We start from the raw sequence: 15798 nt of genomic DNA, 5'->3' as shown, positions 1-15798 counted from the left end.
GACTCATCGAGAGGCACATATGTCCGGACTGATCGACACGACGGAGATGTACCTCCGCACCATCCTTGAGCTTGAGGAGGAGGGCGTGGTGCCGATGCGTGCCCGGATCGCCGAGCGGCTCGACCAGAGCGGCCCGACGGTGAGCCAGACGGTCGCGCGGATGGAGCGCGACGGTCTGGTGGCCGTGGCCAGTGACCGGCACCTGGAGCTCACGGACGAGGGCCGCCGCCTCGCCACCCGCGTCATGCGCAAGCACCGACTGGCCGAGTGCCTGCTCGTCGACGTGATCGGCCTGGAGTGGGAGCAGGTGCACGCCGAGGCGTGCCGCTGGGAGCACGTGATGAGCGAGGCGGTGGAGCGGCGGGTCCTGGAGCTGCTGCGCCACCCCACGGAGTCGCCGTACGGGAACCCGATCCCGGGTCTGGAGGAGCTGGGCGAGGAGGCCGAGGCGGAGGCGTTCCTCGACGACTCCATGGTCTCCCTGGCCGACCTGGACGCCAGCGCCGGGAAGACGGTGATCGTGCGTCGGATCGGCGAGCCGATCCAGACGGACGCCCAGTTGATGTACACGCTGCGGAGGGCCGGCGTGCAGCCCGGTTCGGTGGTGTCGGTGTCGGAGTCGCCGGGCGGGGTCCTGGTGGGCAGCGGCGGCGAGGCCGCCGAGCTGGACGCGGAGGTCGCGGCGCACGTGTTCGTCGCGAAGCGCTGACCCCGTTCCACGCGGGCTGAGGGGCGTCCGTTCGGGCGCCCCTCGCTCGTTCGTTTCGCCGTCGTCCCGTTCCCCTGCTGCTTCCGCCCCGTTCCGCCCGGCGCCGTCGGTGGGGAGCCGAGCGGAGCGCCCCGCGTCCGGAGCGTCCGTCGGGCGACCCGTTTTACATCGGAATGGCCACGCCCGCGCCTCTGCCGTGCCACGCTGGTACGAGCCGGGCGTGGAGGGGGTGGGGCCATGAGGGCTACGGACGACAGAGGGCCCCGACGCCTTCCGGCGTCGGGGCCTGTCCTCCCCTGTGCTGACCTGGAGCCCCGAGCTCTCAAGGTCGTCCCCCTCGGACCGTTTTTCCCCGAGCGGTCCGCCTCCCGTTCAAGATCTCCCCTCGGCAGCACGGGTCAATCCTTGAGTCCTGTCACTCGAACGAGGGGTGTTGCGTGGCAGGAGCGCACTTTCGAATACGAGTTCGATACTCTGGCGGGGTTCGACGAAGAAGAGGGGGTGCCGGATCCATGGCGCGACGACTCGACGTCACCGGGGCCGACGGCGTCCGGCTGGCTGCCTGGGACCACACGGTCCGGGACCGCACGGCCGGGAGCGCCGGCCGCGGGATCGTCCCCCAGCCCGGACCGGGCGTCCCCGCACGCCCCGACGACCGGTCCGTTCCCCGGCCGGCCGGCCCTCCGCGGGCGCCGGCCCCGCGGCCCGCTCCCGGGGTGTTACTCCTCCACGGCCTGATGGGACACGCGGGTCACTGGGCCGCCGCCGTCCGCCGCCTCACCGGCGGCCACCGGATCGTCGCCCTCGACCAGCGGGGCCACGGTGCCAGTGAGAAGCCCGCCGCCGGCCCCTTCACCCGCGAGGCGTACGTGGCGGACGCCGTCGCCGTCGTGGAGCAGCTCGGTCTCGGCCCGGTGACCCTCGTCGGCCACTCCATGGGAGCCCTGACGGCCTGGCAGTTGGCCGCGGAGCGACCGGACCTGGTGCGCGCCCTCGTCATCTGCGACATGCGGGCCTCGGCCCTCGGGGCGGCCTCGCAGCGCGCCTGGCAGGACTGGTTCCGCAACTGGCCGGTGCCCTTCCCGTCCCTGGAGGCCGTGCACCGCTGGTTCGGCGACGAAGACCCCTGGGTCGAGGTCCCCCATCCGGCGAGGGGCGCGTTCTTCGCCGAGGTGATGACCGAGCGCCCCGACGGCTGGCGGCCGGTCTTCGACCCGGCGCAGATGTTGGCCTCCCGGGCGACCTGGGTCCACGACGCCCACTGGGACTCCCTCGCCCAAGTCCGCTGTCCCACGCTCGTCGTGCGCGGCCTCGACGGGGAGTTGGGCCGCGCCGAGGCCCAGGAGATGGTCCGGGTGCTGCCCCACGGGGCGTACGCGGAGGTCCCCGATGCCGGCCACCTGCTCCACTACACCCACCCCGAGGCCTGGGCCGAAGTGGTGGAGCCCTTCCTGAACGGTGTCCTCACCCTGTGACGCCCCGGGGGCAGTGCGTCCCTCCGGTGCGTGTACGGTCCCTGAAACACGACGCGTCGAGTGTTCAGGTCTCCGCGTCGGCGGGAGGGGATGTCAATGCGCAATTCCATGCTGCGGCGCGTGGCCACGGTGGCCACGACGCTGGGGCTCACCTCGCTCGGCCTCTTCGGCGCGGGTGCGGCGCCGGCGCAGGCCGCCATCAGCGACTGCCCGTCCGGTTACTTCTGCGCCTGGAAGACGGACAACGGCACCGGCACGATGTACAAGACCAACGTCGACCGGGCGACGCTCGGGACGTGGGACAACGCATTCAACTCGGTCGTCAACCACACGAACACGTTCGCCTGCCTCTATGACGCCCCTGACCACGACGTCAACGGAGGCGCCTACGTCTGGGCCCCGGATCCGGCGGGCACCGAGTGGGGCTACGCCGGAAACAGGACCAGCTCGCTGAAGTTCGTCCCGACCGAGCGCGAGTGCGTCCTGCCCGCGTACCCCGAGTGGGGCTCGTACCCCAGCCCCACCTCGGCCGGCTTCGGTGACATGAACGCCGACAAGAAGGCGGACGTCATCGTCCGGGACAAGGCCGGCCGGCTGTGGTTCCTGCCCGGTGACGACTCGGGCCGGCTGATCGGCACCGGCGGCTGGAACACCATGAACGCCCTCACCCGGCACGGCGACTTCAGCCGGGACGGGCGCGAGGACGTCATCGCCCGCGAGAAGTCCACCGGCAAGCTGTGGCTCTACCCCGGCACCGGCACAGGCACCCTCGGCAGCCGCACGCTGATCGGCACCGGCGGCTGGAACGCCATGAACAAGATCACCGCATTCGGTGACCTGACCGGCGACGGCCGGTCCGACCTCATCGCCGTCGAGACCTCCACCGGCAAGCTGTGGCTCTACCCGGGCACCACCACCGGCACCCTCGGCGGCCGCAAGCTGATCGGCACCGGCGGCTGGAACAGCATGAACGCCCTGGTCGGCGCCGGTGACATGAACGGCGACGGCCGGTCCGACCTCATCGCCCGCGAGGCGTCCACCGGCAAGCTGTGGCTCTACCCCGGCACCTCGACCGGCACCCTCGGCCCGCGCGTGCTCATCGGCTCCGGCGGCTGGAACGTCATGGAGACGTTCCTCGCGGTCGGCGACTACAACGGCGACGGCCTCAACGACCTCGCGACGCTCACCAAGAGCAGCTACGTCGGCGAGGGCTGTCGCGGCGTGGGCTGTCTGGTCCTGTACTCGGGCAAGGGAACCGGCGGGCTCAAGGCGGGCCTGCCGGAGGACGCCAACTGGATGGGCCTGAACGGGGCCTTCTGACCCGCCGGAACCCGCCGGGGCCTTCCTCCGACCGGGGGAGGCCCCGACGGGTGCACCCGCCGTGACGGGGCGCCCGCGGGCAGGGGAGGGGGTCAGCGCGTCAGTCGCCAGACCCGGTCCTCGCCCGTCTCGGCCGGGGCGGTGGGCTCGTGGGGGCGCCGGAGGTGGTCCGTGAAGCCGAGCCGGGCGGGAACGGCCGCGCTGGCCAGGTGCGCGACGTCGTGCACGATCTCGACGCCGGTGACCCCGGGCAGCCGGAAGGCCTGCTCGACCAGGGCCCGGGCGGCACGCGTGGCGAGGCCGCGGCCGATCGCCCCCGGGTGCAGCCAGTACCCGATCTCCAGCACGTCGTCCGGGGTGGCCCGGTCGTGCCGGTGCAGACCGCAGGAGCCGACGATGGCCCCGTCGAGCAGGATCGCGTAGCTGTACTCCTCGCCGCTCGCCCACAGCTCCGCCCGGGAGGTCAGGAAACCGGCGGTCCTCTCCCGGCTGTGCTCGGTGATCCACGCCAGCCAGGGGCGCAGGTGCTCCGCCGACTCCTCGATGACCCGGAAGAGCTCCGGCAGGTCGGCCTCGCCGCGGAAGGCGCGCAGGACGAGGCCGTCGCCGAGGTCGATGAGTTCCTGTGGCCGGGGAGCGTTCATGGGGCGAGGATCGTACGCTCCGACCCTCCTGGGCAAGCGATTTCGGCGGCCGGGGGGGCGGGTCGCACACCGGAACGCCGATGGCCCGCTCGGGAAGGGAGCGGGCCATCGGCGTTCCCGGACGTCGGGAAACCGACTACCCCTTGCTGACCGCCGCCAGGATCTCCGGCAGTCGCTTCGCCGTGCGCGGGGCCGCCAGCTTGAGGCCCGCCAGGACGAGGAGCGCGCCGTAGAGCCCACCTGCCGGCAGGAGGACCCAGAGCAGCGACTGCCGGTCGGAGAAGTGCAGGTAGAGCGTCACGGCGATGAGCGGGGAACACAGCACCGCCCCCGAGAACATCCCGCCGAAGATCGAGATCCAGGCCAGGCCGACCTGCCCCGGGACCACGTTCTTGTAGCCGCTGTCCTGGGGGATCGAGTACGGGAAGCTCGCCGAGGTGACCGCGCCCGTCCCGACCATGGCGCCGAGCAGCCCGAGCGCCAGGCCGAGGGCACCGGGCAACCGGGACCAGGCCCCGAGGACCGCTGCCGTCAGCACCGTGACCAGGACCGTGTACGGAACGGTGACGGAGAGCACGGCCAGGGTCCGGGCCCGGAGCTCGACGAAGGCGTCGGCCGCCGTCGAGATGGTCTGCGCCACCATCCAGAACGCCGAGGCGTCCTGGCCGAACTGGTTGTACATCAGGACGCCGAGCATGCCGGAGGCGAAGCACGCCCAGTAGACCGAGCCCACGCCCTGGTAGACGTTGAACAGCGGGACGATCAGACCGATGGCGAGCGAGGACACCCAGGCCGCCTTCGTCTTCGGATCGCGCCAGGCGTAGCGCAGGCTGCGCTCCATGATCGCGCCGGTGCGCCCGTCGGGCAGGATCCGGCCGAGCCGGCCGCCGCCGTCCTTCTCGCCGGCTCCGGCGTCCCCGGCCGCGCCGATCGTGGAGCCGTCCGGCTCGACCATCAGCCGGACCAGGCTCCGCCGCCACCAGTACACGAGGGCCGCGAGCGCCGCGGCCGTGAGCAACAGCCGGGCCGCCGCCACCGCGTGGTCACCGGCACTCGCGGAGTCGACGGCGCCGAGCGCCGCGGCCGGTGGCAGCCAGCCGACGACCTTCGCCGCCGGTTCGAGCGACTCCAGACCACCGGCCCGGCTGAGGCGTTGGGCGCCGAAGTTCACGACCTGCATGCCGACCGCGATGACCAGACCGCTCAGGAGCGCCAGGTCCCGACCCCTGCGCGAGGTGAGGAGCCGGACGTTGGCGGCGGCCACGGCCCGGGACAGCGCGACGCACGTCAAGGTCGTGAGCGGGACGGCGAGGACGGCAACGAGGGTGCCGGCCGCGCCGTGCGCGAGGGACAGCGCCGCGCCCACCGAGAGCAGGAAGGTGAGGACCGGGCCGATGCCGACGAGGGAGGCCACGAGCAGGGCCCGGACCAGCGGCCGGGGGTGCAGCGGCAGCATCACCAGCCGCGTCGGGTCGAGGGTCTCGTCCCCGCTGGGGACGAACAGCGGCATCACCGCCCAGGACAGCGCGGTCACCCCGACGACGAGCACCGCGACCGGATAGGCGTGGGACCCGCCCCGCAGCAGCACGAAGACGAGGACCAGCACGGCGGAGAGGACGATGCCGGAGACGGACGACAGGACGTACGCGGCGGTCCGCCCGCCCGACTGCCGCAGCCCGTTCCGCAGCAGCGACAGCTTCAGCCGGACGAAGACCGGGGTGAGGGACGGTGTCGCCGGGGCGTCGGTCGTGGTGGGGGAGGCGACGGTGCTCATCGCTGGGCACCGCCCGCACCGCCCGTGGCGTGCGGGTCCGTGCCGGTGCCGACCGCTCCGCTGCCCAGCCAGTCCAGCGAATCCCCGCTCGGCGCACGGCCGTTCGCGCCCACCAGCTCCAGGAACGCCTCCTGGAGCGAGGGCGCCGAGCCCTTGACCTCGGCCAGCGGGCCCTGGGCCCGGATCCGGCCGCCCGCCATGACGGCGACCCAGTCGCAGAGCGACTCCACGAGTTCCATGACGTGGCTGGAGAAGATGACGGTCGCGCCGGAGGCGGTGTAGCGCTCCAGGACCCCGCGGATGGTCTGGGCCGAGACCGGGTCGACGCCCTCGAAGGGTTCGTCGAGGAAGAGGACCTCCGGGTTGTGGAGGAGCGCGGCGGCGAGGCCGATCTTCTTCCGCATGCCGGTCGAGTAGTCGACGACCAGTTTGTTCTGCGAGGCGGTCAGGTCCAGCACGTCGAGGAGCTGTGCCGCCCGCTTGTCGACCTCGACGCCGGGAAGGCCCCGCAGTCGACCGGTGTAGGAGAGGAGTTCGCGCCCCGAGAGGCGCTCGAAGAGCCGCAGCCCCTCCGGCAGGTTGCCGATGCGGGTCTTGACCCGGGCGACCGATTCCGGGTCGGCCCACACGTCGTGCCCGGCGACGAGGATGCGACCGTGGTCGGGGCGCAGCAGTCCCGTGATCATGGACAGGGTGGTGGTCTTGCCCGCCCCGTTGGGCCCCACGAGCCCGATGAACCGTCCGGCGGGCAGGACGAGATCGATCCCGTTCACCGCGATCTGTTCGCCGAAGCGCTTCCACAGCCCCTCGACCCGCACCGCGGGGACGCGGTTTTCCCCCCGCGCAGCCCCCGCCGTGTCGATCGTTCCGTTGAATGCCTGGTCAGGCATGTTATGTCAACCTTTCGGTTGTCCCCGTAAAGCGTTACGGGGACACCCTAAAGGCGGGGCCTTCGGCCCCCGGGGTCACTGGGCCCGGCTCCTCGCCTCCGCTGCTTCCCGGCCGCAGGCGTACGCGAGGGCGCTGATCAGCTCTTCGGCGTCCGGCAGCCAGCGGTTCGCCGGGGTGGGGCGGCGCGCCCACTGCACCGCACCGGAGCCGCCGATCCGGGTGGGCGGGGCGGCCACGTAGTACCCCTCGCCGCGCGTGACCAGGTCGATGGAGGCCGGGACCCAGCCCAACTTGCGCACCAGGTCGGGCACCTTGGTGGCGGCTCCGGGCAGGACGAAGAAGTACATCCGGCGGTCCGGGGTGCAGGTCACGGGTCCGAGCGTCAGCTCCATCCGCTCCATGCGGGCGAGTGCCAGGAAGCCGGCCGTCTCCGGCACCTCGATCGCGTCGAAGGTGCGGCCGGTCGGCAGCAGGATCGACGCCTTCGGGGTCTTGGACCACATCCGGCGGGCGCCGACGCCGCTGCCGGTCGCCTGGGTCGACCAGTCGGGCCGGACGGCGTGGGCACCGGGCGCGGCGCACGCCTCCGCTCCGCACGAGCAGCGTTCCTTGCCTTCGACGACTTCCAGCCAGGTCCCGGGAAACACGTCCCAGTGCCGCTCTTCCGCGTACCGCACGGCGCTGTCCAGCAGCTGCTCGCCCCGCTGCTTGGGGATCTGTGCGGCGTCCGTGACTCCCATGGTCTCTTCCACGCACAGCACAACTTCACCCGCCACCTGGGGTTACGGGCGGGGCGGAGGGTGTGTTGACGCATCGATCCTGCACGTGGGGCGCATGGGTGCACTGATGGGGGCGCGCGAAAGGTCGGGAAGCGGGGGTGGGTACGGACCCGGGGGGCGCGGTGTCGGTGTCGCGGCTGACGTGTCCGGTTTCGCTTGTTCACATCTGCATTGAGTGCATATTCACCGGGCAATGATCCCTTCTCTGTTGATCACCGCACGGCCTCAGGGGGTAATCCATGGCAGCCAGGCCACTCGTTCCGCGTCAGCTCAACGAACGGCTCCAGGCGCTCATTCAGGAAGCCGGTTGTTCGAACGCCGGTCTCGCCCGCAGGGTCAACCTGGTCGGTGCGGAGCGCGGCCTCGACCTTCGGTACGACAAGACCTCGGTGGCCCGCTGGCTGCGCGGCCAGCAGCCGCGCGGTCGGGCGCCCGGGATCATCGCCGAGGCACTGGGCCGCAAGCTGGGGCGAACGATCACGATCGACGAGGTCGGCATGGCCAACGGCCGGAACCTCGCCGCCGGAGTGGGGCTGCAGTTCGCGCCGACCGTCCCCGCGGCGATCGAGCAGGCCTGCGAGCTGTGGCGCAGCGACGTGGGGCACCGGGACTTCCTGAGCGGTGCGGCGGTCGCGGCCTCCGCGCTCGTCGAACCCAGCAGGGACTGGTTGATCACCGGGCCGGACGCGCACGTGGCCCGGACGAGCGGTGCCCGCGTCGGGATCGCGGACGTGACGGCGGTGCGGGAGCTGACCACCGCACTCGTCGACCTCGACCGGCGCTTCGGCAGCGGGCACGTGCGGCCGGTGGTGGTGCACTACCTCGACAGCGTGGTGTCGGTGATGCTGACCGGCTCGTACCGCGAGGAGGTCGGCCGACGGCTCTTCGCCGCGGTGGCCCGACTGACCGAGCTCGCCGGATACATGGCGGTGGACACCGGTGAACCGGGCCTCGCCCAGCGGTACTACATCCAGGCCCTGCGGCTCGCCCAGGCTGCCGGGGACCGGGGGTACGGCGGCTACGTCCTCGCCGCTTCGATGAGTCACCTCGCCGCGCAGCTCGGAAACCCCCGGGAAATCGCCCAGTTGGCACGGGCGGCCCAGGAGGGCACGCGCGGGAAGGTGCCGCCGCGCGCGGAGGCGATGTTCTTCGCGGCGGAGGCGCGCGGACACGCCCTGACGGGCGACTCCGGGGCCTTCGAGTCGGCGGCGGGCCGTGCCGAGCGCGCCCTGGAGCGGGCCGATCCGGAAGTGGACGAGGACCCGGAGTGGATCGTCCACTTCGACGCGGCCTACCTCGCGGACGAAATGGCCCACTGCCACCGGGACCTGGGGCGGGCGGAGGCCGCGGTGCGGGCGGCCGAGGAGGCGGTCGCCGGACATCCGGAGCCGCGGGTGCGGCGGCGCGCGATCGGCCTCGCCCTGCTCGCCTCGGCGCGGGTCCAGCAGCGGGAGGTGGAGCAGGCCTGCCGGACGGGCGTCCAGGCGCTCGAACTCCTCGGAACGCTCCGCTCGTCGCGGGGCGCGGGGTACCTGGACGACCTGCGGGAGCGCCTGCAGCCCTATGCGGAGGAAGCGGTGGTGCGGGAGTTCGACGCACGGATGGAGCTCCACGCGGCTTGAAGGGCCGTTCCGCCGCCCCCGGCGGGCGCACGACGACGGCCACGGCACCTCGCCGTGCCGTCGGACCACCCGCGTGCGCCCGGTGCGGGGATGCCCTTCCGCCGTGCGGTGCACCGCGGCTGACGCCGCGTGCCGATCCACCGCGGATCGCGGGACGCCCCCGGGCCCCGGTTTCGCGCACCGGTTGTGTAACCGGTCTCACACGTGTGTGCGGACCCCCGTACGCACCCGGTAGCGTGACCGACGATTCCATAGGTCCATCAGTAGGAGCTCCCGGTGACGCAGAACGGACAGGGTCCGGAGTCGCAGTACCCGCCGGTGCCCCCCGCGCAGGGGGGAGCGCAGCCGTGGGGCGGCGCCTGGGGCCCCGCCGGTGGCCAGCCGGGCGGGCAGCCGCTGCCGCCCGCGCAGCCGCTGCCTCCGGAGGCGCCCCCGGGGGCCGCCGACGCGCAGTCCACCCAGTACCTGCCGCCGGTGCCGCCGCAGCAGCAGGTGCCGCAGCCGGGGTACGGCTACCCGGGACCCGGCGCCCCGGCCGCCGACGCGCAGTCCACCCAGTACCTGCCGCCGGTGCCGCCGCAGCAGCAGGTGCCGCAGCCGGGGTACGGCTACCCCGGGCCCGGCGCCCCGGCCGCCGCCGACCTGCAGGCCACCCAGCACATCGCCCCCGTGCCGCCGCAGCAGGGCGGGGGCCCCGGCGGCCAGTTCCCGGGCGCGGGCCCGTACGCGCCCCAGGGGCCGGCCGGTGCCTCGGACGCGACCCAGTACATCGCCCCCGTGCCGACGCAGGTGCCGGGCGAGCGGCAGCCGCCCGCCGAGTTCGACAACCTCTTCCGTACGGAGGCGCCGCGTCCGCCCCAGCAGCCGTACGCGCCGCAGGGCTACCAGCAGCCGGGTCCCGCCCCGTACCAGCAGCCCCAGCACCACCAGCCGCAGCAGGGGGCACCGGCCGGACCGCAGGGCCCGGGCGGGCAGTACGCCTATCAGGACGCCTACTACGACGATGACGAGCCCGCGCCGCGCCGCAAGTCTCCGCTCGCGCTGATCGCCGTCGTCGTCGCGGGCTGTGCGGTCGTCGGCCTCGGCGCCGGGGCGCTGCTCAGCGGTGGGGGCGACAAGAAGGACCCCCAGACCGGCGGGCAGAACGTGGCGGCGAGCTCCGCCGCGCCCTCCCCGAGCGCGGAGCCCACGGAGAAGCAGACCGATCCGGCGGAGCCGCAGGCGCAGGAGCTCAGCAAGCTCCTCGCGACCAGCAGCAACAGCCGTGACACGGTGATCAGCTCGGTCGAGTCCATCAAGCAGTGCAAGAACCTCGACCAGGCCGCGAGCGATCTGCGGGGCGCCGCCGACCAGCGCCGCAATCTGGTCACCAAGCTGGAGTCGCTCTCGATCGACAAGCTCCCGGACAGCGCGGCGTTGGCCTCGGCCCTCACCAAGGCCTGGCGGGCGTCGGCCGCCGCCGACGACCAGTACGCGGCCTGGGCCGACCAGCTCGCGAAGAACAAGAAGGCCCTGTGCAAGGGCGGCAAGGCCCGCTCGACGGACCAGCGGGCCGCGGCCGACGCGAAGAGCGGCGAGGCCACCACGGCCAAGCGAGAGGCGGCCGGGTTGTGGAACCCGACCGCCGCGAAGTACGGACTGGAGAAGCGCTCCTACTCCCAGCTGTAGCCGGGCAGCAGCCGGTCAGGGTGCGCTCAGGACGGTCTCGCCGACGTCGACGAAGCCGGGCCGCTGCGCCACCAGCTGCCCCTGGCGCACCACCTGGAAGGTCACCTCGTGGTTGACGATCCGGGGGAAGCCGGGGGCGCCCAGCAGGTCCTCGAACCGCCAGCGCAGGGCGGGGGTGAGGCCGCCGGTGTCGATGCGCTCCCCCTGGGTGAGGGCGTGGGTGATCCGCTCGGCCGTGATGCTGTCCTGGTCGATGCCCTCGATGACCTCCTTCAGGACCGTGTAGGCGATCCAGGTGGTCTGCACGCCGGGATCGGCCGGGTCGACCCGGTTGTCGGCGAAGGCGTGCGCCCGGATGACCTTGCGCATCGGGTCCCAGCTCTTGTCGGAGGCCTCCGGGTACCAGCCCGTGACGAACGCTCCCTCGAAGGGGCTGTGCGCACCGCCGGTGCGGTCGATGACGGGCTGGCCGACGCTGCCGAGCACCGAGGAGATCCGGACGGGGTCCCGGTCCTGCTTCTCCTCCGTCGGCTTCGGGAGGCGCCGGAAGGAGTCGAAGAAGGTCTGGGTGCGCTCGCCGAGGACCGCGGTCACGCAGCCCTTCTCGTCGCCGGCCCGGTTGCGGGCCCGGTCGGCCTGCTGGGTGTACTCGGCGGCGTCCTCGACGGCGGGGATGTCCACGGCGCCCCGGTGGCTCGCCTTGCGCAGGCCGGAGTTGAGGAGCTCGGGCAGCCTGTCGCCGGCGAGGGTGTCGGGCCGGACCAGGGAGACCTTGTCGCAGGAGTCGGCGAGCTGCATGCCGTGTCCGGCCACGAGGGAGGCCACCCCGCCGTTCACGGGGTACGACAGCGGGTTGTTGAATTCCTCCTCCGCGATGCCGTAGCCGCCGATGTACGGGATGCCGGCGGCTTCCAGCGGGGCCATGAAGGCGCGGCCGTTCTGGCTGTACGAGCCGACGACGGCCACCGCGTTCTCCTGGACGGCCCGGCGGGCGCAGGCGGCGGCGCCGGTGGCGGTGTTCTGTTCGTTGCAGGTGAGGACGCGCAGTTCGTGTCCGTCGATGCCGCCCTGGGAGTTCACCCATCGGGCGTAGGTCTGTGCCATGGCGGGCATGCCGGGCATGTTGGTGGCTCGGGTCTGCTCAGGAGCCCAGGTCATTACGGTGACGGGCTCCCTGGAGCCCCCCGTGGCTCCAGGGAGCACGCCGCATCCGGTGAGCAGCGATGCGCCGGTCGCTGCAGTCGTGACGTATGCGAGGAGTGAGGTCATTCGCCTACCGGTCATGGGCATGCACATTTCCGCCCCAGGGGTAACGCGGCAGTGAGCATGGTTCAACGATGGGTGACGTGAAGGTGAATTACGGGGGCGGGCGCTATGAGGAGGGGGCGAGTCCGCTTGTCGTACGGGAAACGTACGATCGAAACGTGCCCAGTACCCCCACCCATCAAGCCACCGATCCGGCCTCCGCTTCCCCCTCGACTTCGGCCAGCCCTTCCCGTCGCGGCCGTCGCTCCTCCACCATGGGCGGCATGCCGCTCAATGACATGCCGTGGTGGCGCTGGCGCATCAACGTGCGTTCGGCGCTGCACATGCTCTCCGACCCCGGGTTCCACGAGACGACCTGGCTGGCCGGCCGGGAGGGGTACGGCGACGTCACCGACGCCGTCTACCGCCTGGTCGAGGACACCTGGCTCGACAACTGGTCCGCCGAGAAGTACGTGGGCTCGATCTTCCGGGACTCCGGCGAGGCCGCCCTCGTCGACCTCGCCGTCCTGCGCGTGCTGAGGATCCTGCACCAGGTCGGTCCGGACGCCCCCGTCACGGCCTACCTGGAGCACCCGGGCTGGCCGGAGGCCGTGCGCGCCGCCCGCGAGGCCCACGTCCGCCTCGCCCGGGCCGACGGAGAGGACCCCGATGCACCCCCGTGCTCCCTCGACGTGCTCCGCATCGTGACCCGGTCCTGAGGCGTTCCGCCTGACGGACGGTGCGTTCCGGGCCCGTCCCGGGTGTGGCAGGCTGACGGGATGACCGACCAGTACGTCCTCACCCTCTCGTGCCCCGACAAGCAGGGCATCGTGCATGCCGTGTCGAGCTACCTCTTCATCACGGGCTGCAACATCGAGGACAGTCAGCAGTTCGGAGACCGCGACACGGGTCTCTTCTTCATGCGGGTCCACTTCTCGGCCGAGGCGCCGGTGACCGTGGACAAGCTGCGGGCGAGCTTCGCCGCCGTCGGCGACTCCTTCTCGATGGACTGGCAGATCAACCGGGCCGACGAGCGCATGCGGGTCGTGCTGATGGTGTCGAAGTTCGGCCACTGCCTGAACGACCTGTTGTTCCGGTCGCGGATCGGGGCGCTGCCGGTGGAGATCGTCGCGGTCGTCTCCAACCACCGGGACTTCGAGGAGTTGGTGGGGTCCTACGGCGTCCCGTTCCGCCACATTCCGGTCACGAAGGACACCAAGGCGGAGGCGGAGGCGGAGCTGCTCGCGCTCGTCGACGAGGAGGACGTCGAACTCGTCGTCCTCGCCCGCTACATGCAGGTCCTCTCCGACGACCTGTGCAAGCAGCTCTCCGGGCGGATCATCAACATCCACCACTCCTTCCTCCCCAGCTTCAAGGGCGCCAAGCCGTACCACCAGGCACACGCCCGGGGCGTGAAGCTGATCGGCGCGACGGCCCACTACGTGACGGCCGACCTCGACGAGGGCCCGATCATCGAGCAGGAGGTCGAGCGGGTGGGACACGAGGTGACGCCGGAGCAGCTGGTGGCCGTCGGGCGCGACGTGGAGTGCCAGGCGCTCGCCCGGGCGGTCAAGTGGCACGCGGAGCGCCGCATCCTCCTGAACGGCCACCGCACGATCGTCTTCGCGTAGCCTCCCGGGACCGCGTGGCCTCCCCGGGGCGCGCCTGGCCTCCCGGGACCGCGTGGCCCGCGGTCCCGGCGGCCTACAGCCGGCTCAGGGACGCCGCGGCCCCGAGCACGTCCCGGATCGCTTCCCGGTCGCCGTCCTGGCCCGCGGCGGCCTCCTGCGGCGAGATGTGGCCGGCCACCAGCTGGCAGAACTCCACCCCGTCCATCGCCACCTGGGCGACGGTGCGATCGGCGGAGCCGACCGCCGCGGGGGAGTCGAGCGCGATGTACCAGTGCCCGCCGCCCGCTCCCTCGATCTCCAGGTGCAGCGAACGGCCGGGGCGCCCCGCCGCGATGAGGTGCCGGGCCGGAGACGCGCGTCCGGCGCGACGGCGGTTCGCGAGGGCCACCGGCAGCAGGCGGGCCGCCAGGTCGATCATCCCGTGGAGGTGCGGCCCGCTCGGCGGGTCGTACGGATAGGCCACCGCGTGCGCGATGTCGTCCGCGTGCCGCCAGCATTCGAAGGCCCGTTCCAGGAGCGAGTCCCGGAGCGGGAGGGCGAAGCCCTTGTACGGCACGGTCAGGTCCCCCACCCCTCGGCCCGCGAACGAGACCGTGCGGACCAGGGTGTGCGACTGGCTCCGCCACGGACCCCGGAGGGCGCGGTGGGGAGGGTGGCCCAGCTTCGCCCAGAACGCTTCGGTCCGCTCCGTCGGAGAGAGCTCCGGCACCCCCTTGCCCAAGGGGTCCTCCAGGCCCAGGGCCGCCGACACCATGCCGTCCACCGCCATCAGGTGCCCGATGACCGCGGCCACGGTGGCCTTCCGCCGCACCGGGCGGTCCTCCTCGTACCACTTGAGCCGTACCGGTGCGTGCCACTCGGCCTCGCCGATGTCCCGGAGCAGTGCGTCGAGCCGGGCGGTCTCCGCGTCGTACGGCGCGGCCCAGTCGGGCACGGGTATGCGGGCCGGGCGGCGCCCCAGGCAGTTCTCCAGGACCCGGGAGCGGAGCAGCGGGTCGAGGTCCAGGTCGCGGTCCTCGTGGAGGAGGGCGACGGCGTCACGGAGCCGGAGGGCCTCGTCGGCGCACGGCGCGCACACGGTGAGGTGGTCCTCGACGGCCCTGCTCTCGCCTCCGGAGCACGCGGAAAGTGCCCAGGCCCCGAGGAGGGACTTGAGCACGTTGTGGGTGAGGACCGGTACGTCCGGCTCCTCCTCGACCGGGTCCTCGGGCGCGGCCTCCGGCGCGGCTTCCGGTTCCGGTGGCGCCTCCACCGCGGATTCCGGTTCGGCCGGCGGTCGTGCCGTCAGGTCCGCGTGGTCGTCGGCGGCCCGCCGCGGCCCCGGTATCCAAGGGGCGCGTGCGACGTCTTCCCCGTCGCCGTCCGTCGCGGTCACGACGACCTTCCGTAGCCGGGCGGTGCGGCACCCTCGAATGCCCGGGTGTGCGCGGAGGAGAGCAGCTGGAGGCCGAGCCGGAGGCGGCGACGGGCCTCGTCCTCGGTGACGCCGAGGTCCGCTGCGGTCTGCCGGTAGTCCCGCCGCTGGAAGTAGGCCAGTTCGAGCGCGGCCCGCAGCGGCGCGGGCATGGAGGTGACGATGTAGTCGGCGCGGGCGGCGACGGCGGCCCGGTGGACCTTCTGCTCCAGCTCCTCGGTGGAACCGATGCCCGTCTCCGCGTACGCGCTGACCTCGGCCTGGCGGAGTCGGTGCACCGCCTGCCGCTGCGTCAGACCGGCGACCCAGGCGCGCATGCTGCCCTGCTTCGGGTCGTAGGCGTCGGGGTTCTCCCAGACGTAGCCGAAGACCTCGCGGGTGACCTGGTCGGCTGCCGTGTCGTCGGCCAGCACCCGGTGGGCGAGCGTGTGCACCAGGGCGGCGAACCGGTCGTAGAACTCGCCCAGGGCGGCGGCCTCCCCGCGCGCCAGCCGCTGCTGCATCTTGCGGTCCCAGCGCGGTGGTGTGTCCATCGCCATGTGGCCCTCCGCCCCTCCTGGATCCCGACCTTCTGCTTCCCGTTCCTGCTCAAAAGTAGTGCGCCCGTGCGCCAACGCACTCCTGTT

Annotated in this window: 14 protein-coding genes; 7 read left to right on the top strand and 7 right to left on the bottom strand. The window is 72.6% G+C overall.

Annotated features, from left to right (window positions below; genetic code table 11):
• Window positions 1-19 precede the first annotated feature (19 nt).
• The 3 genes from ACFW22_RS18175 (at window position 20) to ACFW22_RS18165 (ending at window position 3504) form a co-directional block, all read left to right on the top strand.
• Window positions 20-709, top strand: coding sequence for a metal-dependent transcriptional regulator (locus ACFW22_RS18175; protein WP_386405155.1), 690 nt, complete (start codon window positions 20-22; stop codon window positions 707-709).
• 512 nt (window positions 710-1221) lie between these two features.
• Window positions 1222-2184, top strand: a complete 963-nt coding sequence (locus ACFW22_RS18170; RefSeq protein WP_386405152.1) for an alpha/beta fold hydrolase — start codon at window positions 1222-1224, stop codon at window positions 2182-2184.
• A gap of 96 nt (window positions 2185-2280) precedes the next feature.
• Entirely contained in the window at window positions 2281-3504 is a 1224-nt protein-coding gene (locus ACFW22_RS18165; RefSeq protein ID WP_386405149.1) for an FG-GAP-like repeat-containing protein, read from the top strand.
• A gap of 92 nt (window positions 3505-3596) precedes the next feature.
• Here ACFW22_RS18165 and ACFW22_RS18160 read toward each other — a convergent pair whose 3' ends face one another.
• From ACFW22_RS18160 to ACFW22_RS18145, 4 genes are all read right to left on the bottom strand, one after another.
• Window positions 3597-4148: a GNAT family N-acetyltransferase gene (locus ACFW22_RS18160; RefSeq protein WP_386405146.1), complete on the bottom strand. Its 552-nt coding sequence runs from the start codon at window positions 4146-4148 to the stop codon at window positions 3597-3599.
• 136 nt (window positions 4149-4284) lie between these two features.
• A complete protein-coding gene (locus ACFW22_RS18155) occupies window positions 4285-5922 on the bottom strand; it encodes a transporter (protein ID WP_386405143.1) in 1638 nt (545 codons plus the stop codon).
• A complete protein-coding gene (locus ACFW22_RS18150; protein WP_386405140.1) occupies window positions 5919-6812 on the bottom strand; it encodes an ABC transporter ATP-binding protein in 894 nt (297 codons plus the stop codon). Before ACFW22_RS18150 ends, ACFW22_RS18155 begins: the two co-directional genes overlap by 4 nt.
• Before the next feature lie 75 nt (window positions 6813-6887).
• A complete protein-coding gene (locus tag ACFW22_RS18145) occupies window positions 6888-7553 on the bottom strand; it encodes a bifunctional DNA primase/polymerase (protein ID WP_386405137.1) in 666 nt (221 codons plus the stop codon).
• Window positions 7554-7831: 278 nt separating this feature from the next.
• Between ACFW22_RS18145 and ACFW22_RS18140 the strand changes: the two genes are divergently transcribed.
• Window positions 7832-9214, top strand: a complete 1383-nt coding sequence (locus ACFW22_RS18140; protein ID WP_386405134.1) for a transcriptional regulator — start codon at window positions 7832-7834, stop codon at window positions 9212-9214.
• A 276-nt stretch (window positions 9215-9490) separates the two neighbouring features.
• A complete protein-coding gene (locus ACFW22_RS18135) occupies window positions 9491-10882 on the top strand; it encodes a hypothetical protein (RefSeq protein WP_386405131.1) in 1392 nt (463 codons plus the stop codon).
• A 15-nt stretch (window positions 10883-10897) separates the two neighbouring features.
• Here ACFW22_RS18135 and ACFW22_RS18130 read toward each other — a convergent pair whose 3' ends face one another.
• Entirely contained in the window at window positions 10898-12178 is a 1281-nt protein-coding gene (locus ACFW22_RS18130) for an ABC transporter substrate-binding protein (RefSeq protein ID WP_386405128.1), read from the bottom strand.
• Window positions 12179-12402: 224 nt separating this feature from the next.
• Between ACFW22_RS18130 and ACFW22_RS18125 the strand changes: the two genes are divergently transcribed.
• The gene (locus ACFW22_RS18125; RefSeq protein ID WP_386405263.1) at window positions 12403-12846 is read left to right on the top strand and encodes a hypothetical protein; all 444 of its coding nucleotides are present in this window, start codon (window positions 12403-12405) and stop codon (window positions 12844-12846) included.
• Between the two features lie 60 nt (window positions 12847-12906).
• On the top strand, window positions 12907-13758 hold the full coding sequence (gene purU, locus ACFW22_RS18120; protein ID WP_386405125.1) for a formyltetrahydrofolate deformylase: 852 nt from the start codon (window positions 12907-12909) through the stop codon (window positions 13756-13758).
• A gap of 73 nt (window positions 13759-13831) precedes the next feature.
• Here purU and ACFW22_RS18115 read toward each other — a convergent pair whose 3' ends face one another.
• Together ACFW22_RS18115 and ACFW22_RS18110 are read right to left on the bottom strand one after the other, a co-directional pair.
• Complete coding sequence (locus tag ACFW22_RS18115; protein ID WP_386405122.1) at window positions 13832-15133, bottom strand: maleylpyruvate isomerase N-terminal domain-containing protein; 1302 nt, start codon at window positions 15131-15133, stop codon at window positions 13832-13834.
• Window positions 15130-15711, bottom strand: coding sequence for a sigma-70 family RNA polymerase sigma factor (locus tag ACFW22_RS18110; protein ID WP_386405119.1), 582 nt, complete (start codon window positions 15709-15711; stop codon window positions 15130-15132). Before ACFW22_RS18110 ends, ACFW22_RS18115 begins: the two co-directional genes overlap by 4 nt.
• Window positions 15712-15798 lie beyond the last annotated feature (87 nt).

Source organism: Streptomyces sp. NPDC058872, assembly GCF_042743065.1.
Lineage (GTDB): Bacteria > Actinomycetota > Actinomycetes > Streptomycetales > Streptomycetaceae > Streptomyces.
This window is presented reverse-complemented; position numbering and strand designations above follow the sequence as displayed.

What these genes read in the sequence shown, in the direction of transcription:
- ACFW22_RS18175 (WP_386405155.1), top strand. Translation starts at nt 20, where the DNA reads ATGTCCGGACTGATCGACACGACGGAGATGTACCTCCGCACCATCCTT.
- ACFW22_RS18170 (WP_386405152.1), top strand. Translation starts at nt 1,222, where the DNA reads ATGGCGCGACGACTCGACGTCACCGGGGCCGACGGCGTCCGGCTGGCT.
- ACFW22_RS18165 (WP_386405149.1), top strand. Translation starts at nt 2,281, where the DNA reads ATGCGCAATTCCATGCTGCGGCGCGTGGCCACGGTGGCCACGACGCTG.
- ACFW22_RS18160 (WP_386405146.1), bottom strand. Translation starts at nt 4,148, where the DNA reads ATGAACGCTCCCCGGCCACAGGAACTCATCGACCTCGGCGACGGCCTC.
- ACFW22_RS18155 (WP_386405143.1), bottom strand. Translation starts at nt 5,922, where the DNA reads ATGAGCACCGTCGCCTCCCCCACCACGACCGACGCCCCGGCGACACCG.
- ACFW22_RS18150 (WP_386405140.1), bottom strand. Translation starts at nt 6,812, where the DNA reads ATGCCTGACCAGGCATTCAACGGAACGATCGACACGGCGGGGGCTGCG.
- ACFW22_RS18145 (WP_386405137.1), bottom strand. Translation starts at nt 7,553, where the DNA reads ATGGGAGTCACGGACGCCGCACAGATCCCCAAGCAGCGGGGCGAGCAG.
- ACFW22_RS18140 (WP_386405134.1), top strand. Translation starts at nt 7,832, where the DNA reads ATGGCAGCCAGGCCACTCGTTCCGCGTCAGCTCAACGAACGGCTCCAG.
- ACFW22_RS18130 (WP_386405128.1), bottom strand. Translation starts at nt 12,178, where the DNA reads ATGTGCATGCCCATGACCGGTAGGCGAATGACCTCACTCCTCGCATAC.
- ACFW22_RS18125 (WP_386405263.1), top strand. Translation starts at nt 12,403, where the DNA reads ATGGGCGGCATGCCGCTCAATGACATGCCGTGGTGGCGCTGGCGCATC.
- purU (WP_386405125.1), top strand. Translation starts at nt 12,907, where the DNA reads ATGACCGACCAGTACGTCCTCACCCTCTCGTGCCCCGACAAGCAGGGC.
- ACFW22_RS18110 (WP_386405119.1), bottom strand. Translation starts at nt 15,711, where the DNA reads ATGGCGATGGACACACCACCGCGCTGGGACCGCAAGATGCAGCAGCGG.